The 22,668-nt window shown below is 65.8% G+C and carries 15 protein-coding genes and 1 tRNA gene; 4 read left to right on the top strand and 12 right to left on the bottom strand.

The window, feature by feature from the left end:
- Window positions 1–35: 35 nt before the first annotated feature.
- The 7 genes from ACP4XC_RS06145 to ACP4XC_RS06115 form a co-directional block, all read right to left on the bottom strand.
- Window positions 36–2,717 (bottom strand): LuxR C-terminal-related transcriptional regulator, encoded by a 2,682-nt coding sequence (locus ACP4XC_RS06145; RefSeq protein ID WP_427173972.1) that lies wholly within the window; start codon window positions 2,715–2,717, stop codon window positions 36–38.
- A 76-nt stretch (window positions 2,718–2,793) separates the two neighbouring features.
- Window positions 2,794–5,469, bottom strand: a complete 2,676-nt coding sequence (locus ACP4XC_RS06140) for a LuxR C-terminal-related transcriptional regulator (protein WP_427173971.1) — start codon at window positions 5,467–5,469, stop codon at window positions 2,794–2,796.
- A 290-nt stretch (window positions 5,470–5,759) separates the two neighbouring features.
- Entirely contained in the window at window positions 5,760–6,344 is a 585-nt protein-coding gene (gene pth / locus ACP4XC_RS06135; protein ID WP_427173970.1) for an aminoacyl-tRNA hydrolase, read from the bottom strand.
- A gap of 87 nt (window positions 6,345–6,431) precedes the next feature.
- Window positions 6,432–7,028 (bottom strand): 50S ribosomal protein L25/general stress protein Ctc, encoded by a 597-nt coding sequence (locus ACP4XC_RS06130; protein WP_427173969.1) that lies wholly within the window; start codon window positions 7,026–7,028, stop codon window positions 6,432–6,434.
- A 273-nt stretch (window positions 7,029–7,301) separates the two neighbouring features.
- The gene (locus ACP4XC_RS06125) at window positions 7,302–8,282 is read right to left on the bottom strand and encodes a ribose-phosphate diphosphokinase (RefSeq protein WP_427173967.1); all 981 of its coding nucleotides are present in this window, start codon (window positions 8,280–8,282) and stop codon (window positions 7,302–7,304) included.
- The gene (glmU, locus tag ACP4XC_RS06120; RefSeq protein WP_427173966.1) at window positions 8,279–9,829 is read right to left on the bottom strand and encodes a bifunctional UDP-N-acetylglucosamine diphosphorylase/glucosamine-1-phosphate N-acetyltransferase GlmU; all 1,551 of its coding nucleotides are present in this window, start codon (window positions 9,827–9,829) and stop codon (window positions 8,279–8,281) included. Before glmU ends, ACP4XC_RS06125 begins: the two co-directional genes overlap by 4 nt.
- 110 nt (window positions 9,830–9,939) lie before the next feature.
- Window positions 9,940–10,011 (bottom strand) — tRNA-Gln (locus tag ACP4XC_RS06115).
- Between the two features lie 191 nt (window positions 10,012–10,202).
- Between ACP4XC_RS06115 and ACP4XC_RS06110 the strand changes: the two genes are divergently transcribed.
- Entirely contained in the window at window positions 10,203–10,802 is a 600-nt protein-coding gene (locus ACP4XC_RS06110; protein ID WP_427175032.1) for a TetR/AcrR family transcriptional regulator, read from the top strand.
- 214 nt (window positions 10,803–11,016) lie between these two features.
- Here the strand turns inward: ACP4XC_RS06110 and ACP4XC_RS06105 are convergent, their stop codons facing one another.
- The 5 genes from ACP4XC_RS06105 to ACP4XC_RS06085 all read right to left on the bottom strand — a co-directional run bounded on the left by ACP4XC_RS06105 (window position 11,017) and on the right by ACP4XC_RS06085 (window position 17,337).
- Window positions 11,017–12,843: an ABC-F family ATP-binding cassette domain-containing protein gene (locus tag ACP4XC_RS06105; protein ID WP_427173965.1), complete on the bottom strand. Its 1,827-nt coding sequence runs from the start codon at window positions 12,841–12,843 to the stop codon at window positions 11,017–11,019.
- A gap of 48 nt (window positions 12,844–12,891) precedes the next feature.
- Window positions 12,892–13,854 (bottom strand): 4-(cytidine 5'-diphospho)-2-C-methyl-D-erythritol kinase, encoded by a 963-nt coding sequence (locus tag ACP4XC_RS06100; RefSeq protein WP_427173964.1) that lies wholly within the window; start codon window positions 13,852–13,854, stop codon window positions 12,892–12,894.
- Between the two features lie 82 nt (window positions 13,855–13,936).
- Window positions 13,937–14,824, bottom strand: coding sequence for a 16S rRNA (adenine(1518)-N(6)/adenine(1519)-N(6))-dimethyltransferase RsmA (rsmA, locus tag ACP4XC_RS06095; RefSeq protein ID WP_427173962.1), 888 nt, complete (start codon window positions 14,822–14,824; stop codon window positions 13,937–13,939).
- 173 nt (window positions 14,825–14,997) lie between these two features.
- Complete coding sequence (locus tag ACP4XC_RS06090) at window positions 14,998–16,179, bottom strand: ubiquitin-like domain-containing protein (RefSeq protein ID WP_427173961.1); 1,182 nt, start codon at window positions 16,177–16,179, stop codon at window positions 14,998–15,000.
- Window positions 16,180–16,449: 270 nt separating this feature from the next.
- A complete protein-coding gene (locus ACP4XC_RS06085) occupies window positions 16,450–17,337 on the bottom strand; it encodes a TatD family hydrolase (protein ID WP_427173960.1) in 888 nt (295 codons plus the stop codon).
- A 165-nt stretch (window positions 17,338–17,502) separates the two neighbouring features.
- Between ACP4XC_RS06085 and ACP4XC_RS06080 the strand changes: the two genes are divergently transcribed.
- From ACP4XC_RS06080 to ACP4XC_RS06070, 3 genes are read left to right on the top strand one after another with little or no spacing between them, the layout of a single operon-like run.
- Entirely contained in the window at window positions 17,503–18,636 is a 1,134-nt protein-coding gene (locus ACP4XC_RS06080; protein ID WP_427173959.1) for an AAA family ATPase, read from the top strand.
- Between the two features lie 15 nt (window positions 18,637–18,651).
- Entirely contained in the window at window positions 18,652–20,130 is a 1,479-nt protein-coding gene (locus ACP4XC_RS06075; protein ID WP_427173958.1) for a DUF58 domain-containing protein, read from the top strand.
- Window positions 20,127–22,667: a transglutaminaseTgpA domain-containing protein gene (locus ACP4XC_RS06070; protein WP_427173957.1), complete on the top strand. Its 2,541-nt coding sequence runs from the start codon at window positions 20,127–20,129 to the stop codon at window positions 22,665–22,667. Before ACP4XC_RS06075 ends, ACP4XC_RS06070 begins: the two co-directional genes overlap by 4 nt.
- Window position 22,668 lies beyond the last annotated feature (1 nt).

Below are 22,668 nucleotides of genomic sequence, written 5' to 3'. Positions count from 1 at the left end.
TTGTTTAGCAGCCTCAAGGAGGCCGTGAAGCCCGGTCATTTCCCGGGTGTTTCGGCCTCCGGCGAGGGGCTTCCATCGGAGATGATCCCGGCTACCGCCGCAAGCTCATCGCGGCCGGCGATGCCAAGTTTCAGGTAGCAGCGGTAGAGGTGACCTTCGACCGTCCGGACGGATATCTGCAGCTTGTCGGCGATCATCCGGTCGCTCATCCCGGTGGCGGCGAGGCTAACGATGTTGCGTTCACGCTTGGTCAGGACCGGGGCCATGGGTTCCGCCTGTGTGTCCTGGCCGGCATTGCCTAATTCCTCGTTGCAGCGGGAGATGCCTGCCCGCGCGAGGGACGCGAGCTCCCGGTTCCGGTTGCGGTCCAACGACGTCAACGCTGATGAATACGACTGTGCTGCAAGTTGAAATGCCGAGACGTCCAGCAGGGCGTCGCCAGCCCGCAGGTATTGCTCGGCGCTGGCGTCCGCGACGGCGTCGCAATAGGTGGCAACGGCGCCCGCCCACTTACCCTCGACCGAGCCGGCAACTCCGCGGAGGCGTTCCACCACGGTCAGGTCTCCGAGTTCCAGGGCCAGCGTCAGGGCGTTGAGTTCCAGGAAGCGTGCCTGTTGCCCCGCCGCCCGGTCGGCGCTCGCGTGGAGGGCTTCAATGCCGTTTCCATCACGGGCCACGCGCTCTTGCCCCGCGGCAAAGAAGTCCCGTGCCAGGGCGTTGACAAGGTGCATTCCGCGTTCACCCCACGCCTCGTAATCCGCTCGCAGCCGTTCGGCTTCCAGCTGGCGCCCTTGAGCGGCGGCCACGTAAAAGGCCATGGCCGCGCACAGCCGGAACATCTGCTGGGGGTCGCTGTCACGAAGCGCCTCCAGGCCCGTCGTCAAAAGCTTCAAGGCTTCGCCGACTTTGCCTTGAAGCATAGCGACGTAGCCCATCACCACGTACGCCGCGCCGCTGAAGGACACCATGGCAGAGCCGAAGGATGCGGACATGTAGCCGTCGAGCATCTGCTGCGCTTCTGCCCAGTTACCGGCTGCGAGGTCGCAGGCAACAAGGCGGACCACGATGAATTCGGGGAGGAAGAAGATGTCATTCTCCGGGGACTGGACGTGTGCGTAGGCGTCCATGGCGAGTTCGCGGCCCTGCAGGGGATAGCCAAGTGCGCACAAGCGCTCAGCCTGCAGGGCCTTCGCCATGGCGCCAGCCAGAGCGGCGTCCGGCCCGTCTGTGACCGCTCCGGCGTTCAGGAGCGACTCCAGGACGGGCCCCATCTGCCGGTAGTCCCCTTGCAGTGACAACGCCATGAGCTCCACGAGGGAAGCCCTGCTGGAGGTCGCGGCGAGAATGCCGCGGGCGTCTTCGGGATGGGCCCGCGCCTCATCCGCCCCCCATTGGCGGAGCGACGCGGCGTCGGCCGCTATTTCCGCCGCGGGGTGCCCCAATGCGGTGCGCGTTGCCGATCTCAGGAGACTGTTGAAGACCACGTGGCTGAGTCCGCTCCGGGTTTCAACGTCGCGGTTGAGGAGCGCAGCCGCCTCGTCGTAATGGCCAAGGTTGTAGTGAGAGCGCGCCATCACCGCGCGGGCGGTCGGCTGGAGCTGCGGGTCCTGGACGGCCCAGGCGATCCGGAGAGCCGTTTCGCTTTGAAAGAGCTTGCACGCGAGGACCGCGGCCCGGAGCAGCACGTTATCAGGCACCTCAGCTCCACAGTCCAAGGACCAGCAGACCATGCGCAGCAAGGATTCCGGCTTGTCCGCGGGCATTGACATCCGGTCAACAAGCTGCCGGTGCAGCTGGAGGCTTCGGGCCGCCGGGACAATCCGCCGGAGCACCTCCCCGTAAACGGGACTTACGAGCCGCAGCGTCGGCTGGCTGTCCACCGACTGGACCACCAGCCGCTGTTCCAGGAGCTCCTTCACGGCTGGTTCCCCGGCGATATCGCTGACGATGGATCTGTCCACCGGTTCAGCCAGGGCGATGAGGTTCAGGGCCTCCCTGCCCTCCGCGGAAATGCGCATGAGCTGGACCTTCACTACCGCGGTGAGTTCAAGCGACCGGACGTTGGAGTCGGTACTCAGCCAGACACCATGGCGCTGGATCAGGGTCCCGGACCGTTGTGCCTCCAGCACCAGGGTCTTGAGCAGCAACGTGTTGCCGCCGGATTCCTGCCAGAACTCCCGCGCGGTGCTGTTCAGCACCGTGCCGCCCAGGAGGGCTTCGCACAAAGAGTGCCCCTGTTCCAGGGTCAAGGGAGCGATGTCGAACCGCTCCGCTGTCCCGTCATGCCACAGTCGCAGCATGGGTTGCGGGATTCCTGGCCTGGGAATGCAGGTTGCCACAAGTTTGGCCCAGCCTGCCTGCACGAGTTCTGCGACCATTTCGGCAGTGGCACTATCGAGGTCGTGCGCATCGTCCACGAGCAACAGTGCCGGTCCCGGGTGCGGCCTGGAGCGTTCAAGATGTGCCCACAGTGCCCGGAGGACCGCAACTTTGGAGGTCACGTCGGCGACGGACAGCTCAGAGAGGTAGGGGGAAAGCGCCCCGTAGGGGACGGCAGCCAGGGACGGGCTTCCATGGACCGTCATGATGGCGCTCCGATTGGCCCGCGACTGGTGGAGGTGGGCAAGCAGGGATGAGGCGCCCAGGCCGGGATCCCCCACCACAAAGACAGCCCAGCAGTCGTCCGAGTCCAATGCCTCGGTAACGCTGGACAGCATGTCCCCCCGGTCGATCCAGGGGTCCCCATTATTCTGACGGTGCGCCCCGACTGTTTGCCGGTGTGCAGCCTTCCCATCAGACTTGAGCGGATCCTTCAAGCTCACTCCTCGATGAAATCCCCATTTTCGTGAAGATCTGGTAAAGATGGCCCTCCACAGTACGTATGGAAAGCTGCAGCCGGTTGGCGACTTCCTTGTTGCTCAACCCCTGGCTGGCCATCTTGGCGACCTGTCGTTCCCGTTCGGTCAATTCCGGACCAATCGTGCGGGGCATCAGGGGAAGAACGGGCAGTGTTTCCACCAGCCTGTCAAGCCGGTGCTGGGCCGCACGCGCGGACTGGGAGTCTCCCCTTTCCCGGGCCATGTCCAGTGCCAGTACCACGCATCTGGATTCCACCGCATCCAGATGGAGTTCCTGGGCCAGGGACGCAGCCTGAAGCAGAACCTTGGAATCCTTCTTCCGGCTTCCCTCCCCCACCAGTCGGTTGACGCTGGCCATTTTTCCCTGTCGGTGGGACGAGACTTCAGCCAGCAGCGCCAGCTCTTCGTCCGTTCCATGCACGGTAGCACCAAACAGGCTGATGGATGCAGTGGTTGTCCGCCCCTTGGAAATATCCTCCTTGGCTGACTCGATGAGCTTTTGTTTAGCCCCGGGATCGTTGAGCCATCGGCGTGCCATGCGCACGCAGAATTCGGCCATCCACGAGGTGAACCAGGCCACGTGCTGTTCCTCCTGGGCCGCAAGGTCCAGGAAATTGCGGGATTCCTGGACATCGCCGGCCTGGGCATAGGCAAAGGCGAGGGCGGAACATGCCAATGCCGGGCCATAGTAGCTTCGCCTGATTTCCAGCTGGGCCTGTGCTCCCAGCAGTGTATCTATTGCAAGGTCGGCCCGCCCGGCGTAGGTGTAGGCCACGCCCAGTGCCAGTTCCGCGGCACCACCGAGGTATTGCATGATCTTTGGCCGCTGGTCGAGGGCATCGGTCAGAATTCTGACGCAGTCCTCCCATTGACCGCTGCACAGCAAAGCGGCAAAGAGCCCCTCGGTCCGCCAGCTCAGCATTCCCGGCGCAAGCTTGGCGTGCTCCATTCGTTGCTGCACGTCCGCTGCGAGCGCGATCGCCTCTGCTTCACGGCCCAGCACCGCCCATGCCATGGTCAGCAGGCAGGCGCAGTTCACCACGTATGTGGGATCCCCGTCGGAACGGTAGGCCTTCTCCAGGTCGTCGGCAACGCTCGCATACTCGCCCTGGTGGATTGCCAGCTCGTATCCGGCCAGCTTCACCAGTTCATGGGCGCGGGCGAAGTCTTCCGGTGTTTCATTTCCTATGGACGCCCTCTCCCGCCGGGAAAGATCAAGGGCTGCTCCGGCAATGACTTCCCTGATCCGGTCGTAGCCGCCCGGGACCCACAGGAGGGAGCTGCAGAAATTGAGGACGTAGTCCGCATAGGCCGTAGCCGCGAGCTCGGACAACTGCTCCGCGGTGACTTCTTCAAGAATGGACACCGCAGCCTCGTGCTCCGCGAGGGTGATGTGCGCCGCGGCGCGCTGCTGTGCTGCCTCGGCCCAATGCGGGTCTTCCACACGGATCTGACTCAAGCACTCCAGTGCGAACAGCGGGTCATAGAGCTTGTTGGCCGCTTCAGCCGCGGCAAGGGCGAAAGCGGGTTCCACTGGTTCCCGGCAATCCAGGGTCCAGGCCACATAACCGAGCAGTTCTTCCACATCCATGTCAGCGGGAGTGGCTCCCACCGCCCTCGCCACGAGGCTGTGCAGTTCCTTGCGCCGCGGCAAGTCCATCCAACCGCGGATCACTTCCCCGACGTACTCGTCTTTCAGGCTGACCCAACGCCGGCCGGTCTCCCCCACCTGCAGATAGCCGGCTTTCTCCAGGTCAGCCACCACGGCGGGATCCAGGACATCGAGGAGGACAAACAGCGGCACCCTGCGGATCAAGGCCAGCCATTCCAGTCCCTCCCGCACGCGGGGGGTCTCCCTCGCCAGGCGCGAGCGCACCAGGTCCACCAGGGCATCTGCCGAGGCGAGGTTGATTTCTCCCTTGAGGGCCCAGACCTTTCCTGCCTGGTGCAGGTTCCCGGATCTCAGTTGCTCAATGACAATGGCCTGGAGCACCAACGGGTTTCCGCCGCTTGCGGCGTACAGGGCACTTGCCGCCGTCGCCGAGACGGGCCGTCCCAGCACCCCGGCCAGGAGCCTGGCCACTTCCGTCCGGGAAAAAGGCTCAAGCCGGATCTCCTCCAGCGACTTGTTCCGGAGCAGCCGGATCAGGTCCTCGGGCAGGTCCGTCACATTCCGCACGGTAACCATAAGCTTCGCGGCGCCGCTTAGGAGCAGATGCATCAATACTGCCGTGCTCATGCTGTCAATGGCGGGCAGATCTTCGAGCACCACCAGTACGGGCCGTCCGCCAGCGTCCTCGCGAATGAGCCGGGAAATGCCGTGGACGATTTCGCTGGGTGATTCCAGGACCGGCGCAGGTAATCGGGCCACGAGAAATGCGAGCTGGCCAAATGGTATTGCCGGATCAGTTGGCGAACCGTGCAGATGGATAATGTGTGTGTGGCCGACCAGTTGGGATTCAACCGCGCGCGCGAACGTGGACTTTCCCACTCCCTGGGCGCCGGCGATCACCACGCCGTGCAAACTGGAGTCCTCAAGGACGGAGATAACAGCTGCCTGGATGTCCTGCCGCACCATGGACGACCATTTACGCCGCTCTGAGGCCCCCATGCCCCGGCGTTCAGTCTCCAGCAGCCCCCCTGGTTCGGGGCTCGGTGATGCAAGCAATTTCGATCACGCTACCTTCGTAGCTCCGGCCGATGCGAATTGGCCGAGCCGTCGGGTGTTCAGTTTTCCGATGCCACCGTGCTGGCAGCACCCCCATGGATGTGAAAATTACCATAGCAGAGAATGGCTAAACAATTGGACATGGTTTATTCAATTGGTTAACCATTCCGCGTCTCCAAGCCTACGCTCAAGGCGTTAGTCCAGGGGCCTCAAAAACACATCGGATCATAAAGTCACTGCACCACTGTGTGGTGTTTCTGCTGCGCGGCGGCGAGGCCCTCCTTGATCACTGCCTCCACAGCGTCAGCGGCCTCGTCCAGCAGGAAGGGCAGTTCCTTTTTCTCAGCCGACGCGAAGTCCCGGAGCACAAAGTCCGCTGTGTCCATCCTGCCCGGCGGACGCCCGACCCCCACGCGGACCCGAACATAATCTTTGGTGGCCAGTGCCTTCGAAATATCGCGAAGCCCGTTGTGTCCGCCCTCGCCGCCGCCGATCTTCAGCTTGACCGTGTTGAAGGGAATGTCGATCTCGTCGTGCACAGCCACCACCCGGGAGGGTTCGATGTCATAGAACTTCGTCAAGGCCGCAACCGGTCCTCCGGAGACGTTCATATAGCTCATGGGCTTGGCCAGCACAACTCGCGGCCCCCCAATTCCCAGCCGTCCCTCGAGTACGTGGGCCCGGGCCTTATGCACCTTAAAGCTGCCGCCGATGCGTCGCGCCAATTCGTCCAGCACCATGTGGCCGACGTTGTGCCGGTTCTTCGAGTACTCGCTGCCGGGGTTGCCGAGGCCTACGATCAGCCAGGTGTCATTCATGCGTCAATCCTAAGATGGTCCGGTTTGGCGGTGATACGGCAGTGGCCGGGCCCCAGAGGGACCCGGCCACGGGAGAAAACGGGAGAACTACTCGGCTGCGACCGAGGAGCCTTCCGTGGTGTCGGCCGAGGCCTCTTCCTCGGAGACCTCGGTGGCCTCGGAGATGTGAACGACGAGGGACTCGGCGTCGGCCAGGAGGACTGATCCCTTCGGCAGAACGAGGTCCGACGCGAGGATGTGCTCCCCCGCGGTGCGGCCTTCGATGCTGACCTCGATGGCAGTGGGCAGGTGCGTTGCCTCTGCCTCGAGGGAGACGACGGTCATTTCCTGGTTGTACACGTTGCCCGGAGCCAGCTCGCCGGTCAGGTGAACGGGGACGTCGACCGTGACCTTTTCGCCGGTGCGGACCGTGAGGAGGTCCAGGTGCTCGATGATCTGCTTGATCGGGTCGCGCTGGATGTCCTTGACGAGGGCAAGGTGCTGTTCGCCGTTGATGTCCAAGGTCAGCAGTGCGTTGGCAACGCGAACGGCCAGGGTGGTGGACTTGGCCGGCAGGGTGATGTGGATCGGCTCGGCGCCGTGGCCGTAGATAACGGCCGGGATCTGGCCGGCCATACGGGCGCGGCGGGCAAAGCCCTTGCCGAATTCGGTGCGTACTTCTGCTGCGAGCTTCTGCTCAGCCATATTTATCTCCTTGAAAACTAAACGGTGTTCAGCAAGGGCGGAGGTCTGTTTGCGACCTTCAACGCCGGGCGGCCTGCGGCCGACCTTCAAGAAGGGAGATTCAGACCCAGTCGATAACGGAGACCTGCACTCCCGGTTTCCCGTGAATACGGATTACCAGTGCTCTCCCTCGCCAAGGTATCGGAAAGAGTCTACCAGCGCCGGGCCCTGATCCTGAAACCGGCCATCGCCGGGCCCCTGGGCACCGGGGTGCCGAGGGGCCCGGCAGACGAGTCAGGCGTTGCCGTCGAACAGGCTGGTGACAGAGCCGTCGTCGAACACTTCACGGATGGCCCGCGCGATCAGCGGCGCGATGGACAGCACTGTGAGCTGCGGGAAGTACTTGTCCGCAGTGATCGGAAGAGTGTTGGTGACTACAACCTCGCGTGCACCGGACTCGGACAGCCGACGGGCTGCCGGATCGGAGAACACCGCGTGGGTCGCGGCGATGATGACGTCCTTGGCGCCGGCGTTCTTGAGCACCTGGACGGCGCCGGAGATGGTTCCGCCGGTGTCGATCATGTCATCGATCAGGACGCAGGTGCGTCCCTCGATCTGGCCAACCACCGTCTTGGAAACGGCCTGGTTGGGGACCGTGAGGTCACGGCTCTTGTGCACGAATGCCAACGGAGCCCCGCCAAGGCGCTCGGCCCACTGCTCGGCGACGCGGACGCGGCCGGTGTCGGGCGAAACCACCGTGATGTTCTCGGCGCTGACCCTGGTCCGGATGTAGTCGGCCAGCAGCGGGATGGCCATGAGGTGGTCCACCGGACCGTCAAAGAAGCCCTGGATCTGCGAAGTGTGCAGGTCCACGCTCATGATGCGGTCGGCGCCGGCGGTCTTGTACAGATCGGCCACCAGGCGTGCCGAGATCGGTTCGCGTCCCCGGCCCTTCTTGTCCTGGCGGGCGTACGGGTAGAAGGGCGACACAACGGTGATCCGCTTGGCCGAGGCCCGCTTGAGCGAATCGATCATGATCAGCTGTTCCATGAGCCAGTTGTTCAGCGGCGCCGGGTGTGCCTGGATCACAAAGGCATCAGTGCCGCGGACGCTCTCGCCAGCGCGGACATAGATTTCCCCGTTGGCGAAATCGTAGGCATCCACCGGCAGCAACTCAGTGCCCAGTTCCTTGGCGATCTCCCGCGCAAGCTCGGGATGTGCCCGCCCGGCCGCGAGAACCAGTTTCTTCTCGCCGCGTGCCGTAATTTCGGTCATGATTGCTTGCCCTCTTCTGTAGGTGCCGGAGTACTTGAGGAATCCTTGTGGGCCGGTGCCGCCGCCGTAGCGGGGTCCTCGGCGGGCAGTCCGGGGACTGTCGCGCCGGCGGCCTGGGCCAGTTCCGCGGAAACGGTGCCCGGGCGGTGGGACAGGACCCAGCCCTCGACGTTCCGCTGCCCGGCGACGGACAGTGCCAGAGCGCCGGCCGGGACGTCCTTGCGGATCACGGCGCCGGCGCCGCTGTAAGCGCCGTCACCCACCTGGACGGGAGCCACAAAGACCGTGTTGGACCCCGTGCGGACGCCCGAGCCGATCACGGTGCGGTGCTTCTTCTCGCCGTCGTAATTAGCGGTGATGTTGCCGCAACCGATGTTGGTGTCCTCGCCGATCTCGGTGTCCCCGGCGTAGCCGAGGTGGGACAGCTTGGAACCGCGGCCGATAGTGACGTTCTTGGTCTCGTAGAACGCGCCGATCTTGCCTGTCTCCCCCAGCACCGTGCCGGGCCGGAGGTACGTGAACGGGCCGACGCTGGCCCCCGCGCCGATCGTGGAGCCGGAACCATGGGTGCGGACCACTTTGGCCCCCTGGCCGACGGCGACATCGGTCAGGGTGGTGTCAGGGCCGATGACGGCGTCGCGCGCCACCGTTGTGGCGCCGTGCAGCTGGGTGTTCGGCAGGATCCGGACGTCCTCGTCGAGCGTCACCGTGGAATCGATCCAGGTGGTGGAAGGGTCGACGACGGTAACACCGGCGCGCATCCATGCTTCCACGAGGCGCCGGTTGTGTTCGGCGCCCAGTGCGGAGAGCTGGACGCGGTCATTGGCGCCTTCGACCTGCCAGCGGTCTGTGGTGGCCACGGCTGCCACCCGGCCGCCGGCGGCACGCGCCAGGCCTAGGACATCGGTGAGGTACTTTTCGCCCTGGGCGTTGTCCGTGGTGACGTGTGCCAGGGCTTCGCGAAGGACCGCGGCGTCGAAGGCGTAGATTCCGGAGTTGATCTCACGGATTGCGCGTTCCTCATCGGAGGCGTCCTTGTGTTCCCGGATGCCCGTGACTGTTCCGTCCGCGGCGCGCAGGATCCGGCCGTAGCCGGTGGCGTCGTCCAGGACGGCAGTGAGCACGGTGACAGCGTTGTTGTCGGCCTCGTGGATGGTCACCAGTTCCGCGAGCAAACCTGCGGTCAGCAGGGGCACGTCGCCATAGGTGACCACCACGGTACCGAGGAGTGTGCGCTCCGGGTGAAGCGCATCGAGCGCGTCGAGCGCCACTTCCACGGCGCGCCCGGTACCGGGCAGGTCATCCTGGTCCACCAGGAGGGCTTCGGGGTCCAGGGCCGAAATGTGGGCGGCGACGAGGTCGCGTTCGTGCCGGACCACCAGCGCCAGTTGCTGCGGGTCCAGTGCACGGGCTGTCTTCAGTGCGTGCCCAACCAGGGATCGGCCGCCTATTTCGTGAAGGATCTTAGGGGTCCGGGATTTCATCCGGGTGCCTGCACCTGCAGCTAGGACGATCACGGCGGCCGGGCCGGTATTCTCTGGGCTCACGTACTGGCTCTCCTTGCTTTGGTGGATCTCAGTTGCGCCTTGCACACCTGCTGGACGCTTTTTCACACCTTGCCGACTGCTTTGCCCCCAGAACCCGGCAACTGCGGCAGTTCCGCCCATAGGATTCGAACCTATACTCCACGGCTCCAAAGGCCGGGGTGCTGCCATTACACCAGGGCGGACCGTGCCCGGGCGTCTAGCCCATGGCACGAGAACCAATTCTGCCATGAAGGTCCACGCTCTTGCGACTCGGCCAGGCGCGGCCCCCTTAAGGCATGATGGGACAGTGAGCAAGAGCGCAGGCGAGTCCAATGGTGCCGGGAGTCATAGCGGCAGGCCGGTGAGGGCTCCCGGATACGTGCCCCGGCCCCGGATGACCGGTCCGCAACGCCGCTCCCAGCTCATCGAAATAGGCCGCGGGCTGTTTGCCATCCGCGGATTGGACGGCACCACCATCGAGGAAATCGCCGCAGCCGCGGGTGTCTCGAAGCCGGTGATCTACGAGCACTTCGGGTCGAAGGAAGGGCTCTACACCCAGGTGGTGGAATACGAGTTCCGGATCCTGCTGGCGGCCATCAATGATGCCCTGACGGACGAGGCCAAGCCGCGCGTCCAGGTGGAGCGGGCCGCCCTGGCCCTCCTGACCTACATCGAGGACCGGACGGACGGCTTCCGCATCCTGATGCGGGACGCCCCGCCCTCCCAGCCCGAGGGCGCCTTCTCGACTCTGCTCTCCCACGTCACGGCGCGGGTGGAGCACATCCTGTCCGACGAGTTCGCCCGCCGAGGCTTCAGCGCGGCGGATGGAGCGATGTACGCCCAGATGCTGGTCGGAATGGTCGCGATGACCGGGCAGTGGTGGCAGGACAGCCGGACGCCGGACAAGCGCGAAGTGGCCGCGCACCTGGTGAACCTTGCCTGGAACGGCCTCACTGGACTGCAAAAGGAACCTGAGCTCCGGTCCGACGCTTAGTCCCATGGTCACCTTCGCAGTGCCGTGGCCCTTCGCCGTCGCTTAGACACGACGCAAAGGGGCCGCTGCGGTCGCTGAGCGACCTCAGCAACCCGATGCGCCACTACGCGAAGGTCCCCCGCCCCGCTATTGCCAACGTTCCCGTTCCCGGATGCCTGCTGTTCCACAGCATGAGGGCGACGATCGGCTCCGGCACCCAAGCCGGCGCCGCAGGTTATTCCCCGAGGACTTCGAGGGCCCCGAGCCATTCGAGCTCCAGCGCTTCGCGTTCTCCCGCGAGGTCCTTGAGCTTCTTGGTGAGTTCCGCCATGGCGTCGAAGTCGTTCTCGGCGGTGCTCTTGACCATCTGGGAGTGGATCTTTTCCTCCTGCTGCGTCAGCTTGCCCAGCTGCCGCTCAATGCGGTTCTTGGCCTTGCGGGCGTCGCGTTTCTCGGCCTCGGACGGACCTGCAACGGCCGGGGTCTGGCCGCCGCTCGCAGCGGTCACGGGGTTGCCGCCGCCGGTGATCGTGGAGCCGGCCAGTGCCGATTCCCGCAGTTCGAGGTACTGGTCAACGCCGCGCGGCAGGGCCCGGATCTTGCCGTCGCCCAGGAGCGCCATCTGGTGGTCCGTGACGCGCTCCAGCAGGTAGCGGTCGTGGCTGACGACGACGAGCGTGCCGGGCCATCCGTCGAGCACGTCTTCGACGGCGGCCAGGGTGTCGGTGTCGAGGTCGTTGGTCGGTTCGTCGAGCATCAGCACGTTGGGCTCCCCCACGAGCAGGCGCAGGAGCTGGAGGCGGCGCCGTTCGCCACCGGAGAGGTCCTTGACCGGGGTCCACTGCTTCTCGTTGGTGAAGCCAAGCTGCTCCACAAGCTGGCCGGCGGTGAATTCCTTGCCGCCAACGTTGAAGGAGCGCTTTTCGCGCTCGATCACTTCGATCACGCGCAGGTCCGCGACGTCGTCGAGTTCCTTCACCTCCTGGCTGAGGACCGCGGTGACAACGGTCTTACCGCGCTTGACCTTGCCCGATGTGGGCTGGATCTCGCCGTTGAGGAGCTTCAAAAGGGTGGTCTTGCCGGCGCCGTTGACGCCCACGAGGCCCAGCCGCTCGCCGGGTGCCAGCCGCAGCGTGATGTTGTCAAAGAGCTTCTGCCCGGGTTCGCCGCCGAGGAAGTCAAGGGAGACGTTCTCAAGGTCCAGGACGTCCTTGCCGAGGCGGGCAGTGGCCATCTTGCTCAAAGCCGTCGAGTCGCGCGGCTCGGGGACGTCTGCGATCAGGGCGTTGGCCGCCTCGATCCGGAACTTGGGCTTGGCGGTGCGGGCCGGGGCGCCGCGGCGTAGCCACGCGAGCTCCTTCTTGACGAGCTGCTGGCGCTTGCTTTCCACCACGGAGGCGGAGCGGTCACGCTCGGCGCGGGCCAGCACGTAGGCGGCGTAGCCGCCGTCGAACGGATCCATGATGCCGTCATGGATCTCCCAGGTCTTGTTGCAGACTTCGTCGAGGAACCAACGGTCGTGGGTGACCACGAGGAAGGCGCCCTGGTTGGGCCGCCAGCGGGTCTTCAGGTGCCGGGACAACCACGCGACGCCCTCGACGTCGAGGTGGTTGGTGGGCTCGTCGAGCATGATGACGTCGTGGTCCTCGATCAGGAGCTTGGCCAGGGCCACACGCCGCTTCTGGCCGCCGGAGAGCGCGTGGACGTTGGCGTGCCAGTCGACGTCGGACACGAGTCCGCCCATGACTTCGCGGATCTGGGGATTGCGGGCCCATTCATAGTCGGCCTGGTCGCCGACGATCGCCGCTCCGACGGTGAGGTCGCCGTCGAGCACGTCGCTCTGGTCCAGGTAGCCGATGTTGACCTCGCTGCGCTTGGTCACCCGGCCGGAGTCCGGGGTGGAGCGCATCGCCAGCAGCCGCATAAGGGTCGACTTGCCGTCGCCATTGCGGCCCACCATGCCGATCCGGTCGCCCTCTTCAAGGCCGACAGTGATGCCATTGAGGACGGTACGGGTTGCATACGAAACCGTGAGGTTCTCGCCGCCGAGCAGGTGTGCCACTGGGAACTGCTTTCGTCGTTAATGAAGTCGGTAAATAGGTTCAAGCTACTAAAGGAGGGTATCGGAGATGATGCGCGCGCCATGCACTGGACCGTGAACCGCCATGGCGTTCAGGCCGTGGTGGCGCAGGTCCTCCGCGAGGCTGGCGGCCGCCGCCGGGCTGTGGGTGAGCAGGGCGACAGTGGGGCCCGAACCGGAGATGAGCCCCGCTATGGCGCCGCAGGACTCCCCAAGCCCCAGCGTGTCACGGAGTCCGGGCGCCAGTTCGATGGAAGCCCGCTGCAAGTCGTTGACGAGTACCCGGCTGAGGGCGTCGGCATCGCCGCTGCGGAGGGCCTGCAGTATCTTTGGATCCACGGCGGTGGGTTCTTCCACGGCCGCACCTTCGGCAACACGGAGACGGTCCAGCATCCGGAACACCTCCGGCGTGGACAGCCCGAAGTCCGCTGTCACCAGCACCCAGTCCGTCTGCGCTTTCGCCAAGGCGGGTGAGAGCTCATCGCCCACCCCCAGCCCCACGGCCGTGCCGCCAAGGAGCGAAAAAGGAACGTCGGCGCCAAGTTCGCCGGCAAGGTGCGCAAGCTCGTCGCGCGAGAGTCCGCTGTTCCAGAGTGCATCGCAAGCGAGCAGGGTTGCCGCGGCATCCGCCGAGCCGCCGCCCATGCCCCCGGCCACGGGAACCCTTTTGGTAATTTCCAGATGGACTCCGGTGGAGTGTTCGGACACGTCAGCCATGATCGCCGCTGCCTTGTAGGCGAGATTGCGTTCGTCCAGCGGAATGTCCACGCCGTCCAGGTCAAGGGTGCTCGCCGGACTGATGCTGACAGTAATGCCTGCCGTGGCTGTGCTCGTGGCCGCCACTTCCTCGTAGAGGGAAACCGCCAGGTACACGCTGGCCACGGAATGGTAGCCGTCTTCACGCAGCGGCCCCACATCCAGTGAGACGTTGATTTTGCCGGGAGCTTTGACCCGGACAGTCCGCGCCGCAAAGCGCCCTCTCACTGCGTTCATGAGTCCAAGCTATGGCATGGCAGGGTCAGGCTCCAAGCATGCGTACGGGGCCGGCCGCAGATTTCGGGGACTGCTGCGCGCTTCAATCCTGGGGCGACTGACGGGCCTCGGCGATCCTGGCGAAAGCCTCGATGTCGATCACTTCGCCCCGGGCCGTGGGATCGACGCCGGCGGCCAGCAGGCAACGTTCGGCCTCCGCGGCGCTTCCGGCCCAGCCGGCCAGGGCCGCCCGCAACGTTTTCCGCCGCTGCGCGAAGGCGGCGTCGATCACGGCGAAAACCTGTTGCCGGGTGGCTGTGGTGACGGGCGGGTCGTGACGGGTAAAGGCCACAAGCCCGGAGTGGATCTTGGGCGCGGGCCAGAATACGTTCATGCCGATCACCCCGGCTTTTCGCATGCGGCTGTACCACGCGGCCTTGACCGAGGGAACGCCGTACGTTTTGGAGCCGGGGCCGGCAGCCAGCCTGTCCGCCACCTCGTCCTGGACCATCACCAGGCCGTGCCGGAGGCTGGGGAAATGCTGCAGCAGGTGAAGCACCACCGGAACCGCAACGTTGTACGGAAGGTTGGCCACGAGCGCGGTCGGTTCCACCGGAAGTTCGGTGACCTTCATGGCGTCTGCGAGCACCAGGTGGAAGTCCTTGGCGGCCTGCGGGCGCCACTGTTCGACTGTGCCAGGCAGCTTGGCGGCCAGGACCGGATCAATCTCGACGGCGACCACGGACTTCGCAGCGTCCAGCAGCCCGAGGGTGAGGGAACCAAGTCCGGGCCCCACCTCCAGGACGGTCTCGTCGGGGTGGATGCCCGCGGCGGCAACGATCCGGCGGATGGTGTTGCCGTCGATCACGAAATTCTGGCCCAAGGTCTTCGTGGGGCGGACCCCGATCTCCTCGGCCAGCCTGCGGACATCGGAGGCACCCAGCAATGGCGCGGGGGCGGTGCCGGAGGCGGCGGGGGTCGGTTCAGTCACCTAGGTATCCTATCCCGTCCCGCATGAGTGCACGCGGGCACGGCGGCAGGTGGGGGCACGGCAAGGCCGGGTCCGGAGAATCCGGGCCCGGCCTGTCCTTGGGGTCCAAGGCGGGGTTTCCCCGCCGCGGCGTTGGTCAGCTGCCGCGGCGGAGAGCCGCCCTGGCGCGGTGGCTAGCTGCTGGCCGCCCAGCCGCAGCCCCACGGTGAAAGTCCGCGCGTTGCATAGATACGGTTGGCGATGTCGATCTGCTGGGCCTTGGTGGCAAGGCTGGCGTTCGGAGCATACGCGCCGCCGCCTGCGCCGAGCCAGGTCTGGACATCAAACTGCAGTCCGCCGTAGTAACCGTTGCCGGAGTTGATGGACCAGTTCCCGGTGGACTCGCACTGGGCGATCTTGTCCCACATGGCTTCGTTCATCATTCCCGGAGCGGAAGCGCCGGTGTTCGCGCCGGTTGCGGCCTCGACCTTGGGCTTTTCCTTGGTGCCGACAGTGACCTTCTCGGTGACCGGCTGAACGGTAACGTCCTGCGAGACGAGGGTCCGCGCCGCTTCCCTGCCGTCCACGAGCACGAGCTTGAATTTCTTGCTGACCTTGCCCACCGAACCGGCCTGCGTGACGTTCTTCGTACCCTTGTCCAGGTCAGCGCTTTCGGACGTCAGTGTTTCAAACGGCACATCCTCGGAGGTTTCGTCCGTCTTGGCGGAATCCACGCGGGAGACCTTGACCACCATGTCGTTAACCACGCGGGCGTTGCCCGGCTGGGAAAGCCGGTCGCCGGCGCCCACGCTCACGCCGGCGTCCTTGAGGACCTCAGCGACCGTGTCCGCCGTCGTGGTGGTTTTGGAGGCCTTGCCGTCCGCGAGGATGCTGACGGTCTTGGGAGTGGAGATGGAGACGAACGATCCGGACACGGCGAGCTGCGCGTCCTTCGGGGCCGAAACTTCCGAAGAGCCAGCCACGCCAAGTTCGGTGACGAGTCCTTCGACGTTGGACGAGGTGGTGTTCACGGTCTTCTCCGCGCCGTCCAGGCTGATCTTCACGGCCTTGGCGAGGTTGACGTTGATCACCGAGCCGTCCTCCACACTGGCATCCGCGGCCGGCGAAACCCTGTCCGCGGCCTGCAGTTCAACCTTGGCACCCTTGACCACCTGGCCAACGGTCCCGCCGAAGGTCTGGACCGAACTGACCTTCCCATCCACATTCAGGGTGACTGTCTTGTTATTGCCAACAAAGGCCACGAGGCCCAGCACGAGTGCCGAAAGCACCACCAGCTGGGCGCCGACCTTGACGAAGCTGAACTTGCCATCCGAAGTGAAGAACTTGACCACGATTGCCCGTAACTCTAGGACCATCCGGGCACGGGGAATAACGCACACTCCCACCGACGCAAACACCCTCAGGGCAACTCCGGACGAGGTCCGGATGTTTGCAGCAGACGTGTGCGCCGCCACACTCCTATCGGCCCGCCCCGGGGACCCGGAGGGGCTCGATACTGAGCGAAATTATCCGAAGGCCTTCCCCGACCCCGGCTAATAGTTTTCCACTGTAACCGAAGCGTTATAAAGCAGCCAAGAAAGTGTGCATACGTGGTATTGCTGAACGGCAGGTGGAAGGCGCGGCTTTTAGTTCCAGGATCCGTATGCCCGCAAGGAATTTTCGGCAATTCGGGAGCACAATTCGGACAGCTCTGATCCTGTCAATTCAGCCATGGACCGTACGGTATACGGGATCAGGTAACTTGCATTCGGGCGGCCCCGGAAGGGATGGGGGGTAAGGAAGGGGGCATCCGTTTCCACGAGAATCCTGGCGGGATCTGCAATCGCCAGCGCGGCGCGAAGATTTGCGGCGTTCTTAAACGTGACCGTTCCCGCGAAGGACATGTACCAGCCTTCGTTATTGCAGGTCCGCGCCAACGCCTGGTCCCCGGAGAAGCAGTGGAAGACCACCCGCTCGGGGGCACCCTCCTCCCGCAGCACCTGGACGACGTCGTCGTGGGCGTCCCGGTCGTGGATCTGCAAAGTGAGGTCCAGCCTCTTGGCGATATCGATGTGACGGCGGAATGAGTAGCGCTGATGCGCCAGCCCCTCTCCTTCCGTGCGGAAGAAATCAAGCCCGGTCTCGCCAATAGCGCGGATCCGCGGGTGCGAGGCGAGGGATTCGATCTCGGTAAGGGCCCCCTCCAGTTCCCCCCGGGCCGCATAGTGCGGCGCATCATTGGGGTGGATCGCCACGGCGCCCAGCAGGCGCCGGTCCAGTTCTACCGCGCGGACCGTGAACCGGGAGGACTCAAGGTCGCATCCCACCTGCACCGCGCCCTGCACGCCAACGGATTCCGCGGCATCCATAGCCGCCGCCACCTCCACCTGGACAAGGGCGTCGGGGAAGTCCAGATGCGTGTGGTTGTCCATCACCGGAACAGGGAGCGGCTCGGGCGCCGGCGGGTAGCCTTGCCGGCCGGAGCCATCGCTGCCGGGCGCGCGAAATGGAACGGGCGTCAAGGGGGTGTCCATCGTTCTACCCTAACCGCCCCGAACTGCAGGGGAATTACCGGAACTCTCTGTCAGCCCCGTCAGTTGTGTTAGTAGTCTGGTGGCATACGGGCGAATGCCCGATGGCGGACGGCGGCGGCAAGTGTCGTCCCGTTCCAGGCTTCCACATGGTCTGAAAGGCTGCCGATGGACCCCCACCACCGACGCACCACCCTCGACGAGGCACTCCCGGACGGGCAGGCCCTCTCCGGCGGTGCGGAGGGTCTCGGAAACCGCCTCGACGGACTCGCGCCGGCCGCCATGGACGCCGCGTCCTTCCATCTGGCCAGCGAACGAATCCTGTCCGCCATCAACACTGTGATAGACGGGAAATCCGAGGCCGCCAAACTGGCCCTCACGGTGCTCCTGGCACAGGGCCATCTACTTCTCGAGGACGTCCCCGGCGTCGGGAAGACATTGCTCGCCAAAACCCTGGCCCGCACCATCGATTGTTCCGTCAGCAGGATCCAGTTCACTCCGGACCTGCTTCCCTCGGACGTGACGGGCGTATCGATCTATAACCAGGCTTCCAGGCTCTTCGAATTCCGGCCCGGCGCCGTTTTTGCGAATATCGTGATCGGCGACGAGATCAACCGCGCCTCGGCCAAGACCCAGTCCGCGCTCCTTGAATGCATGGAAGAGCATCAGGTCACGGTGGACGGCGACTCGTACCGCCTCGACGAGCCGTTCATGGTGGTGGCCACGCAGAATCCCATTGAGATGGAAGGAACCTATCCGCTGCCGGAGGCGCAACGGGACCGCTTTATGGCCCGGATCTCCATGGGTTACCCGGACAAGGATTCCGAAATCGAAATGCTGGAGACCCACCAGGCCACCTCCCCCTTGGACAAGGTGTCCGCGGTGGTGACGTCATCCGATGTTGCCGCCATGATCGCCACCGTCCAGCAGGTCTACGTCTCCCAGGCGGTGAAGGAATACACCGTGTCGCTGGGCCGCGCCACCCGCCAAAGCGCCATGCTCCGGCTCGGCGCCAGCCCCCGGTCCCTGCTCCAGCTCCTGCGTGCCGCGAAGGCCACCGCAGCACTGGAAGGGCGTGACTTCGTGCTGCCGGACGACGTCATAAGCGTCGCGGAATCGGTGCTGGCCCACCGGATCATCGTTGACCGAAAGGCTGCCAGCACGGGCGAAACGCCACACAGTGTCATCCGGAGCATCCTGGCCAAACTTCCTGTGAGCCAGGAGTCCCCAGGGCCGGCCGTCCGCTCGGGCGAGCGGCAGGGTGAGCCGGACCGGCCACCGGACGTCAAGCACAGCCGTTAGGGGCGAAACTCCACCATGGCCGTGACGGACAAGCTTCCGGGACATCTGTTCAGCCCCCGCGGCTGGGGATTGCTCGCGGCCGGTGTGGTCTCGCTCCTTGCGGCCCAGGTCATGGGACGCCGGGACCTCCTGACGCTCGGGATACTGCTGGTTGCCTTGCCCCTTGTGAGTCTTGCAAGCCTTCGCGTGCTCAAGCCCCGCTTCAAGGTATACCGGGAGTTCAGTCCGTCCACCGTGGAGACCTCCGCCACCGCTACCGTGCGGCTGGCGGTGGCACGGACCGGAATGGCAGCAGGCCAGGTGTCGATGGAAGAACACCTTCCGCCCCGTTTCGGAAAATCGCCGACCTTCCGGTTCCCGGCACGCTCCGCCGTTGGCGGCACGAGCCGCTACGAGTACCACTTGCGGTCAGGGAAGCGGGGGCAGTTCGTCATCGGACCTGTGACCGCCGAATTTATCGACCCCTTCGGGCTCGCCCTCCACCGCCACGCAATCGACGACGGCGACTTGCTCACCGTGACGCCCGCCGCCGTCGAGCTCCCTTCAACGGGCCTGGCCGGAGCCCGGGGAAATGACGGCGTGACGGCCACCCGCATTCGGGCCAATCCCAGCGATGACGACGTGATGACCCGCGAATACCGACACGGCGATCCCATGCGGAGGGTGCACTGGGCGGCCACCGCGCGGCACGGGGAACTGATGGTGCGCCAGGAGGAATCCGTCACCACTCCCGAAGCCACCATCATCCTCGACCAACGGCTAGCCGCCTTCTCCCGCGGACCGGGATCGGTCTTCGGCGGCGGGGGCGAGGACGGGCGTGAGCTGGTGACCAGCGAGGCGTTCGAGTGGGCGGTGACCGCCGCGATGTCCGTCAGCGCCCACCTCGTGGAGCGAAATTACGCGCTGCGCTTCCTCGATCCCGCCGGAGGCCCGGCGTTCCTGCACTCGCCCTCCGCTCCGGAGCCCGAAACAGAGGAATACAGCGGAGCCGGCGGACTGCAGTCCATTGCCGAGAGCCTGGCCGCCATCCACCTCACCGGTCCGCACCATGGCCCCCACGTCCACCACGATGACGGCGGCAGGGCCGGCCCCGAGTCCAGTGACACGCTCCGCCGCCAGGCGGACTCAGCACCCGACTCCACCCCGCGTCCTTTTGACGACCGGCTCATGGACAAGCTGTCGGCGCACCGGCTCCGAGGTCCGGTGCTGGCCATTCTCGGACATCTCCAGCACCAGGATGCACGGTCGCTGGCGGCCGCGGCGGCCTTCGGCGCCAATGCCTTTGCGATCGTGGTCACCGACCACCCCCGGGGTGCCCAGGCTAACCAGGACACCCGGGACACCCTGGAGGTACTGCGGTCAGGGGGCTGGCGGGCAGTGGCGGTCACCACCGCTACTGCCCTGCCTGCCGCGTGGTCCTCCTTCGACCAGGGCGACGCGGGTGCCGCGTCCGCCGCCGCCGACGTGCGCCGTGGAACAGGAGTGGGCAGATGACCCTCACGCCCCACGGGCGGACCCGCCACGGCCAGGGTCCGGACGGTTCGCCGGCCGCGCCGGAGACGACGGCGGCCCGGCGTAAGGCCCGCCGGGTGGGAGCCTACCCGTGGGTCATGGCCTGCGCCGTGTCCACCGCCGTTGCCGGTGCTGCGCTGGGGCTCAACGGCGTGCTGCGTGGCTGGGCCTGGTATCCGGCAGCGCTCACCACAGTTGCCGTGGTGGCCCTGGCCATGGCCACCCTCCGGTCAGTAAGGGCCCAGCCGTTCGTAGTGATGCTCGGCGGGTTTGCCTCGCTGGTCTTCATCCTGACCTTCCAGTTCTTCCGCAGGGACAGCTTTGCTGGTTTCATCCCCACAGACCGGACCATGACCGCGCTGGGCACGTACCTGCGGCGCGCCAGCGAGACCGTCTTGGCGGAGAGTTCACCGGTGGCGCCCAATGCCGGAATCGTGCTGGTCACGTGCGCGGTCCTTGGCCTCGTGGTGATTCTGGTCGATGCCCTTGCGCTGCCGCTGGGGATGCCTGCCACCAGCGGGCTCGGGCTCCTGACCATCCTGCTGGTCCCGGCAATGATCAAGCCGCAAAGCGTGGGCGTGCTGGGGTTTACGGCGGCGGCCGCCGGCTACCTCCTGATCCTTGCGTGCGCGCAGTGGTACGCGCCGGACGAGCGGATCCTGGCAGACACCGTGAGGAACCCGGGGCAGTTCCGGCGCGCAGTCCTCACCGGTGGCGTGGCCGTGGCCATCTCGCTCCTGCTGCCACTCGTCATTCCCGGGTTCGACCAGGGCACCTTTCCGCAGGGCTCCCGATTGAACCCCTGGGGCTCCTCCGCCGGGCTCAACCCGATGATCAGCCTGGGCAACAACCTCCGCAGCCAGTCCGGGGCCGGCCGCATCACCTACGCCTCCAATGCCACTACTCCGCTCTATCTGAGGTCGGTCACGGTGGACCGGTTCGATGGTGATTCCTGGGCCCCGGATGACCGGGACGCCACGCGGCGGCTGGGGGTGGGCCGAATGGACCCCGGCTACGAAATCCTTGCGGACGAGCAACTCCGCCAGGTCACGGCGGTGAATACCGGTCTGTTTACGAGCCCCTACCTGCCCGTGCCTTACGCGCCCGATTCCGTCAACGGCCTGGACGGACGATGGACCTGGGACCCTGCCACCTTGAGCATCAAGGGCTTGGACACCAACTCGCGGAATCAGCAGTACGTGGTGCAATCCACGGTTCCGAAGCTCACCCCGCAGTTGCTCGCGCAGTCAACAGCCCCGGCGCGGGACATTTCTGATGAGTTCGTCCGCACCCCCGGCAACGTGCCAGACATCGTGAAGAGGACGGCCGACTCCGTGACGAAAGGCAGCGCCACACCGTATGCCAAGGCCATGGCGATCCAGAAGTACCTGCGCTCCTCCGAATTCACCTACTCGCTGCAGTCTCCGGTGCAGGGCGGATACGACGGCAACGGCCTTTCCGTCCTTGCGGACTTCCTCACGCAGAAGAGCGGCTACTGCATTCACTTCGCCTCGGCAATGGCCGTGATGGCCAGGCTTGAGGGTATTCCGAGCCGGATCGCGGTGGGGTACGCACCGGGCCGCTCCACGGGCGCCACCGTGTCCGTGGCGGGACAGGGCGCCCTCCCCGAGTACGAGGTTGACTCCCGCGACGCCCACGCATGGCCGGAGCTCTACTTCCAAGGTCTTGGCTGGGTTCCGTTTGAGCCCACGCCGTCCCGGGGCGTTGTGCCGGATTACGCCAGTGAAGCCGCCGCGTCGAGCGGCGCCAGCACCACCGAAAACAACGACGACCTCATTCCATCCGGGACCGCAACGCCCGGCCCCACCCCCACGGTGACTCCGGTGCCGTTGCCGGGTGCGGGGCCTGCAGCTGACGCGGGTCACGTCCTGGCCCCGTGGCTGTTCGGCGCGGGCGGGATCCTGTTTCTCGGGCTGGTGGCGGCGTCGCCGCGGCTGGCCCGGGCCGGGCTGCGCGCCCGCCGGCTCAAGGATTCCCACAACGCGGGGGCCGGCCCCATGGCCCGCTCCGCCTGGGCAGAACTGCAGGACCTGGCCACGGACTACGGCTTACGCCCGCGGGCCAGCGAGACCGCCCGACTGTTTTCCCGCCGGCTCCTCAGTTCCGGTGCCCTTGGCCCCCCGGGCGGCCAGGACGACGGCGCGCGCCGGGCCGTCGAGTCACTCACCGCCGACTTTGAACGGCAACAGTACGGCCGGCCGGTCCGCGAACGTCCCGCCGGCCACCGTCCGGCGTTGGATCGTGAGGCAAGCGGGGCGGGGGCAGGCACGTCGGCTTCGGACAGGCTGGCCGAGGTCCAGTGGTCGTTCCGGGCCCATTCGCGGCCGCTTCAACGCCTGCGGGCCGCATGGCTGCCCCCGTCGGTGCTTGCCCGCTGGGGGCAGGGAGCGGCGGCTCCATTCCGGGCCGGCTCACGTGCGGCAGCCCATGCGCGGCGCGCCGGAGCGCGGTCCTGGCGCAGGTTGCGCGACGGCCTGCGACGGCTCCGCCAGGGGTAGC

Source organism: Arthrobacter sp. 92, from assembly GCF_050260325.1.
In the GTDB taxonomy this organism is placed as follows: domain Bacteria; phylum Actinomycetota; class Actinomycetes; order Actinomycetales; family Micrococcaceae; genus Arthrobacter.
The sequence above is the reverse complement of the archived record's forward strand: the minus strand, read 5'-3'. Positions and strand labels throughout refer to the sequence as shown.

Bases quoted from the DNA above. Each gene is read 5' to 3' on its own strand.
- ACP4XC_RS06145 (WP_427173972.1), bottom strand. From the start codon at position 2,717: ATGCTGTCCAGCGTTACCGAGGCATTGGACTCGGACGACTGCTGGGCT.
- ACP4XC_RS06125 (WP_427173967.1), bottom strand. From the start codon at position 8,282: ATGACCGAAATTACGGCACGCGGCGAGAAGAAACTGGTTCTCGCGGCC.
- ACP4XC_RS06090 (WP_427173961.1), bottom strand. From the start codon at position 16,179: ATGGTCCTAGAGTTACGGGCAATCGTGGTCAAGTTCTTCACTTCGGAT.
- ACP4XC_RS06130 (WP_427173969.1), bottom strand. From the start codon at position 7,028: ATGGCTGAGCAGAAGCTCGCAGCAGAAGTACGCACCGAATTCGGCAAG.
- ACP4XC_RS06075 (WP_427173958.1), top strand. From the start codon at position 18,652: ATGGCCGTGACGGACAAGCTTCCGGGACATCTGTTCAGCCCCCGCGGC.
- ACP4XC_RS06140 (WP_427173971.1), bottom strand. From the start codon at position 5,469: ATGGGGGCCTCAGAGCGGCGTAAATGGTCGTCCATGGTGCGGCAGGAC.
- ACP4XC_RS06080 (WP_427173959.1), top strand. From the start codon at position 17,503: ATGGACCCCCACCACCGACGCACCACCCTCGACGAGGCACTCCCGGAC.
- pth (WP_427173970.1), bottom strand. From the start codon at position 6,344: ATGAATGACACCTGGCTGATCGTAGGCCTCGGCAACCCCGGCAGCGAG.
- ACP4XC_RS06110 (WP_427175032.1), top strand. From the start codon at position 10,203: ATGACCGGTCCGCAACGCCGCTCCCAGCTCATCGAAATAGGCCGCGGG.
- ACP4XC_RS06100 (WP_427173964.1), bottom strand. From the start codon at position 13,854: ATGAACGCAGTGAGAGGGCGCTTTGCGGCGCGGACTGTCCGGGTCAAA.
- ACP4XC_RS06070 (WP_427173957.1), top strand. From the start codon at position 20,127: ATGACCCTCACGCCCCACGGGCGGACCCGCCACGGCCAGGGTCCGGAC.
- ACP4XC_RS06085 (WP_427173960.1), bottom strand. From the start codon at position 17,337: ATGGACACCCCCTTGACGCCCGTTCCATTTCGCGCGCCCGGCAGCGAT.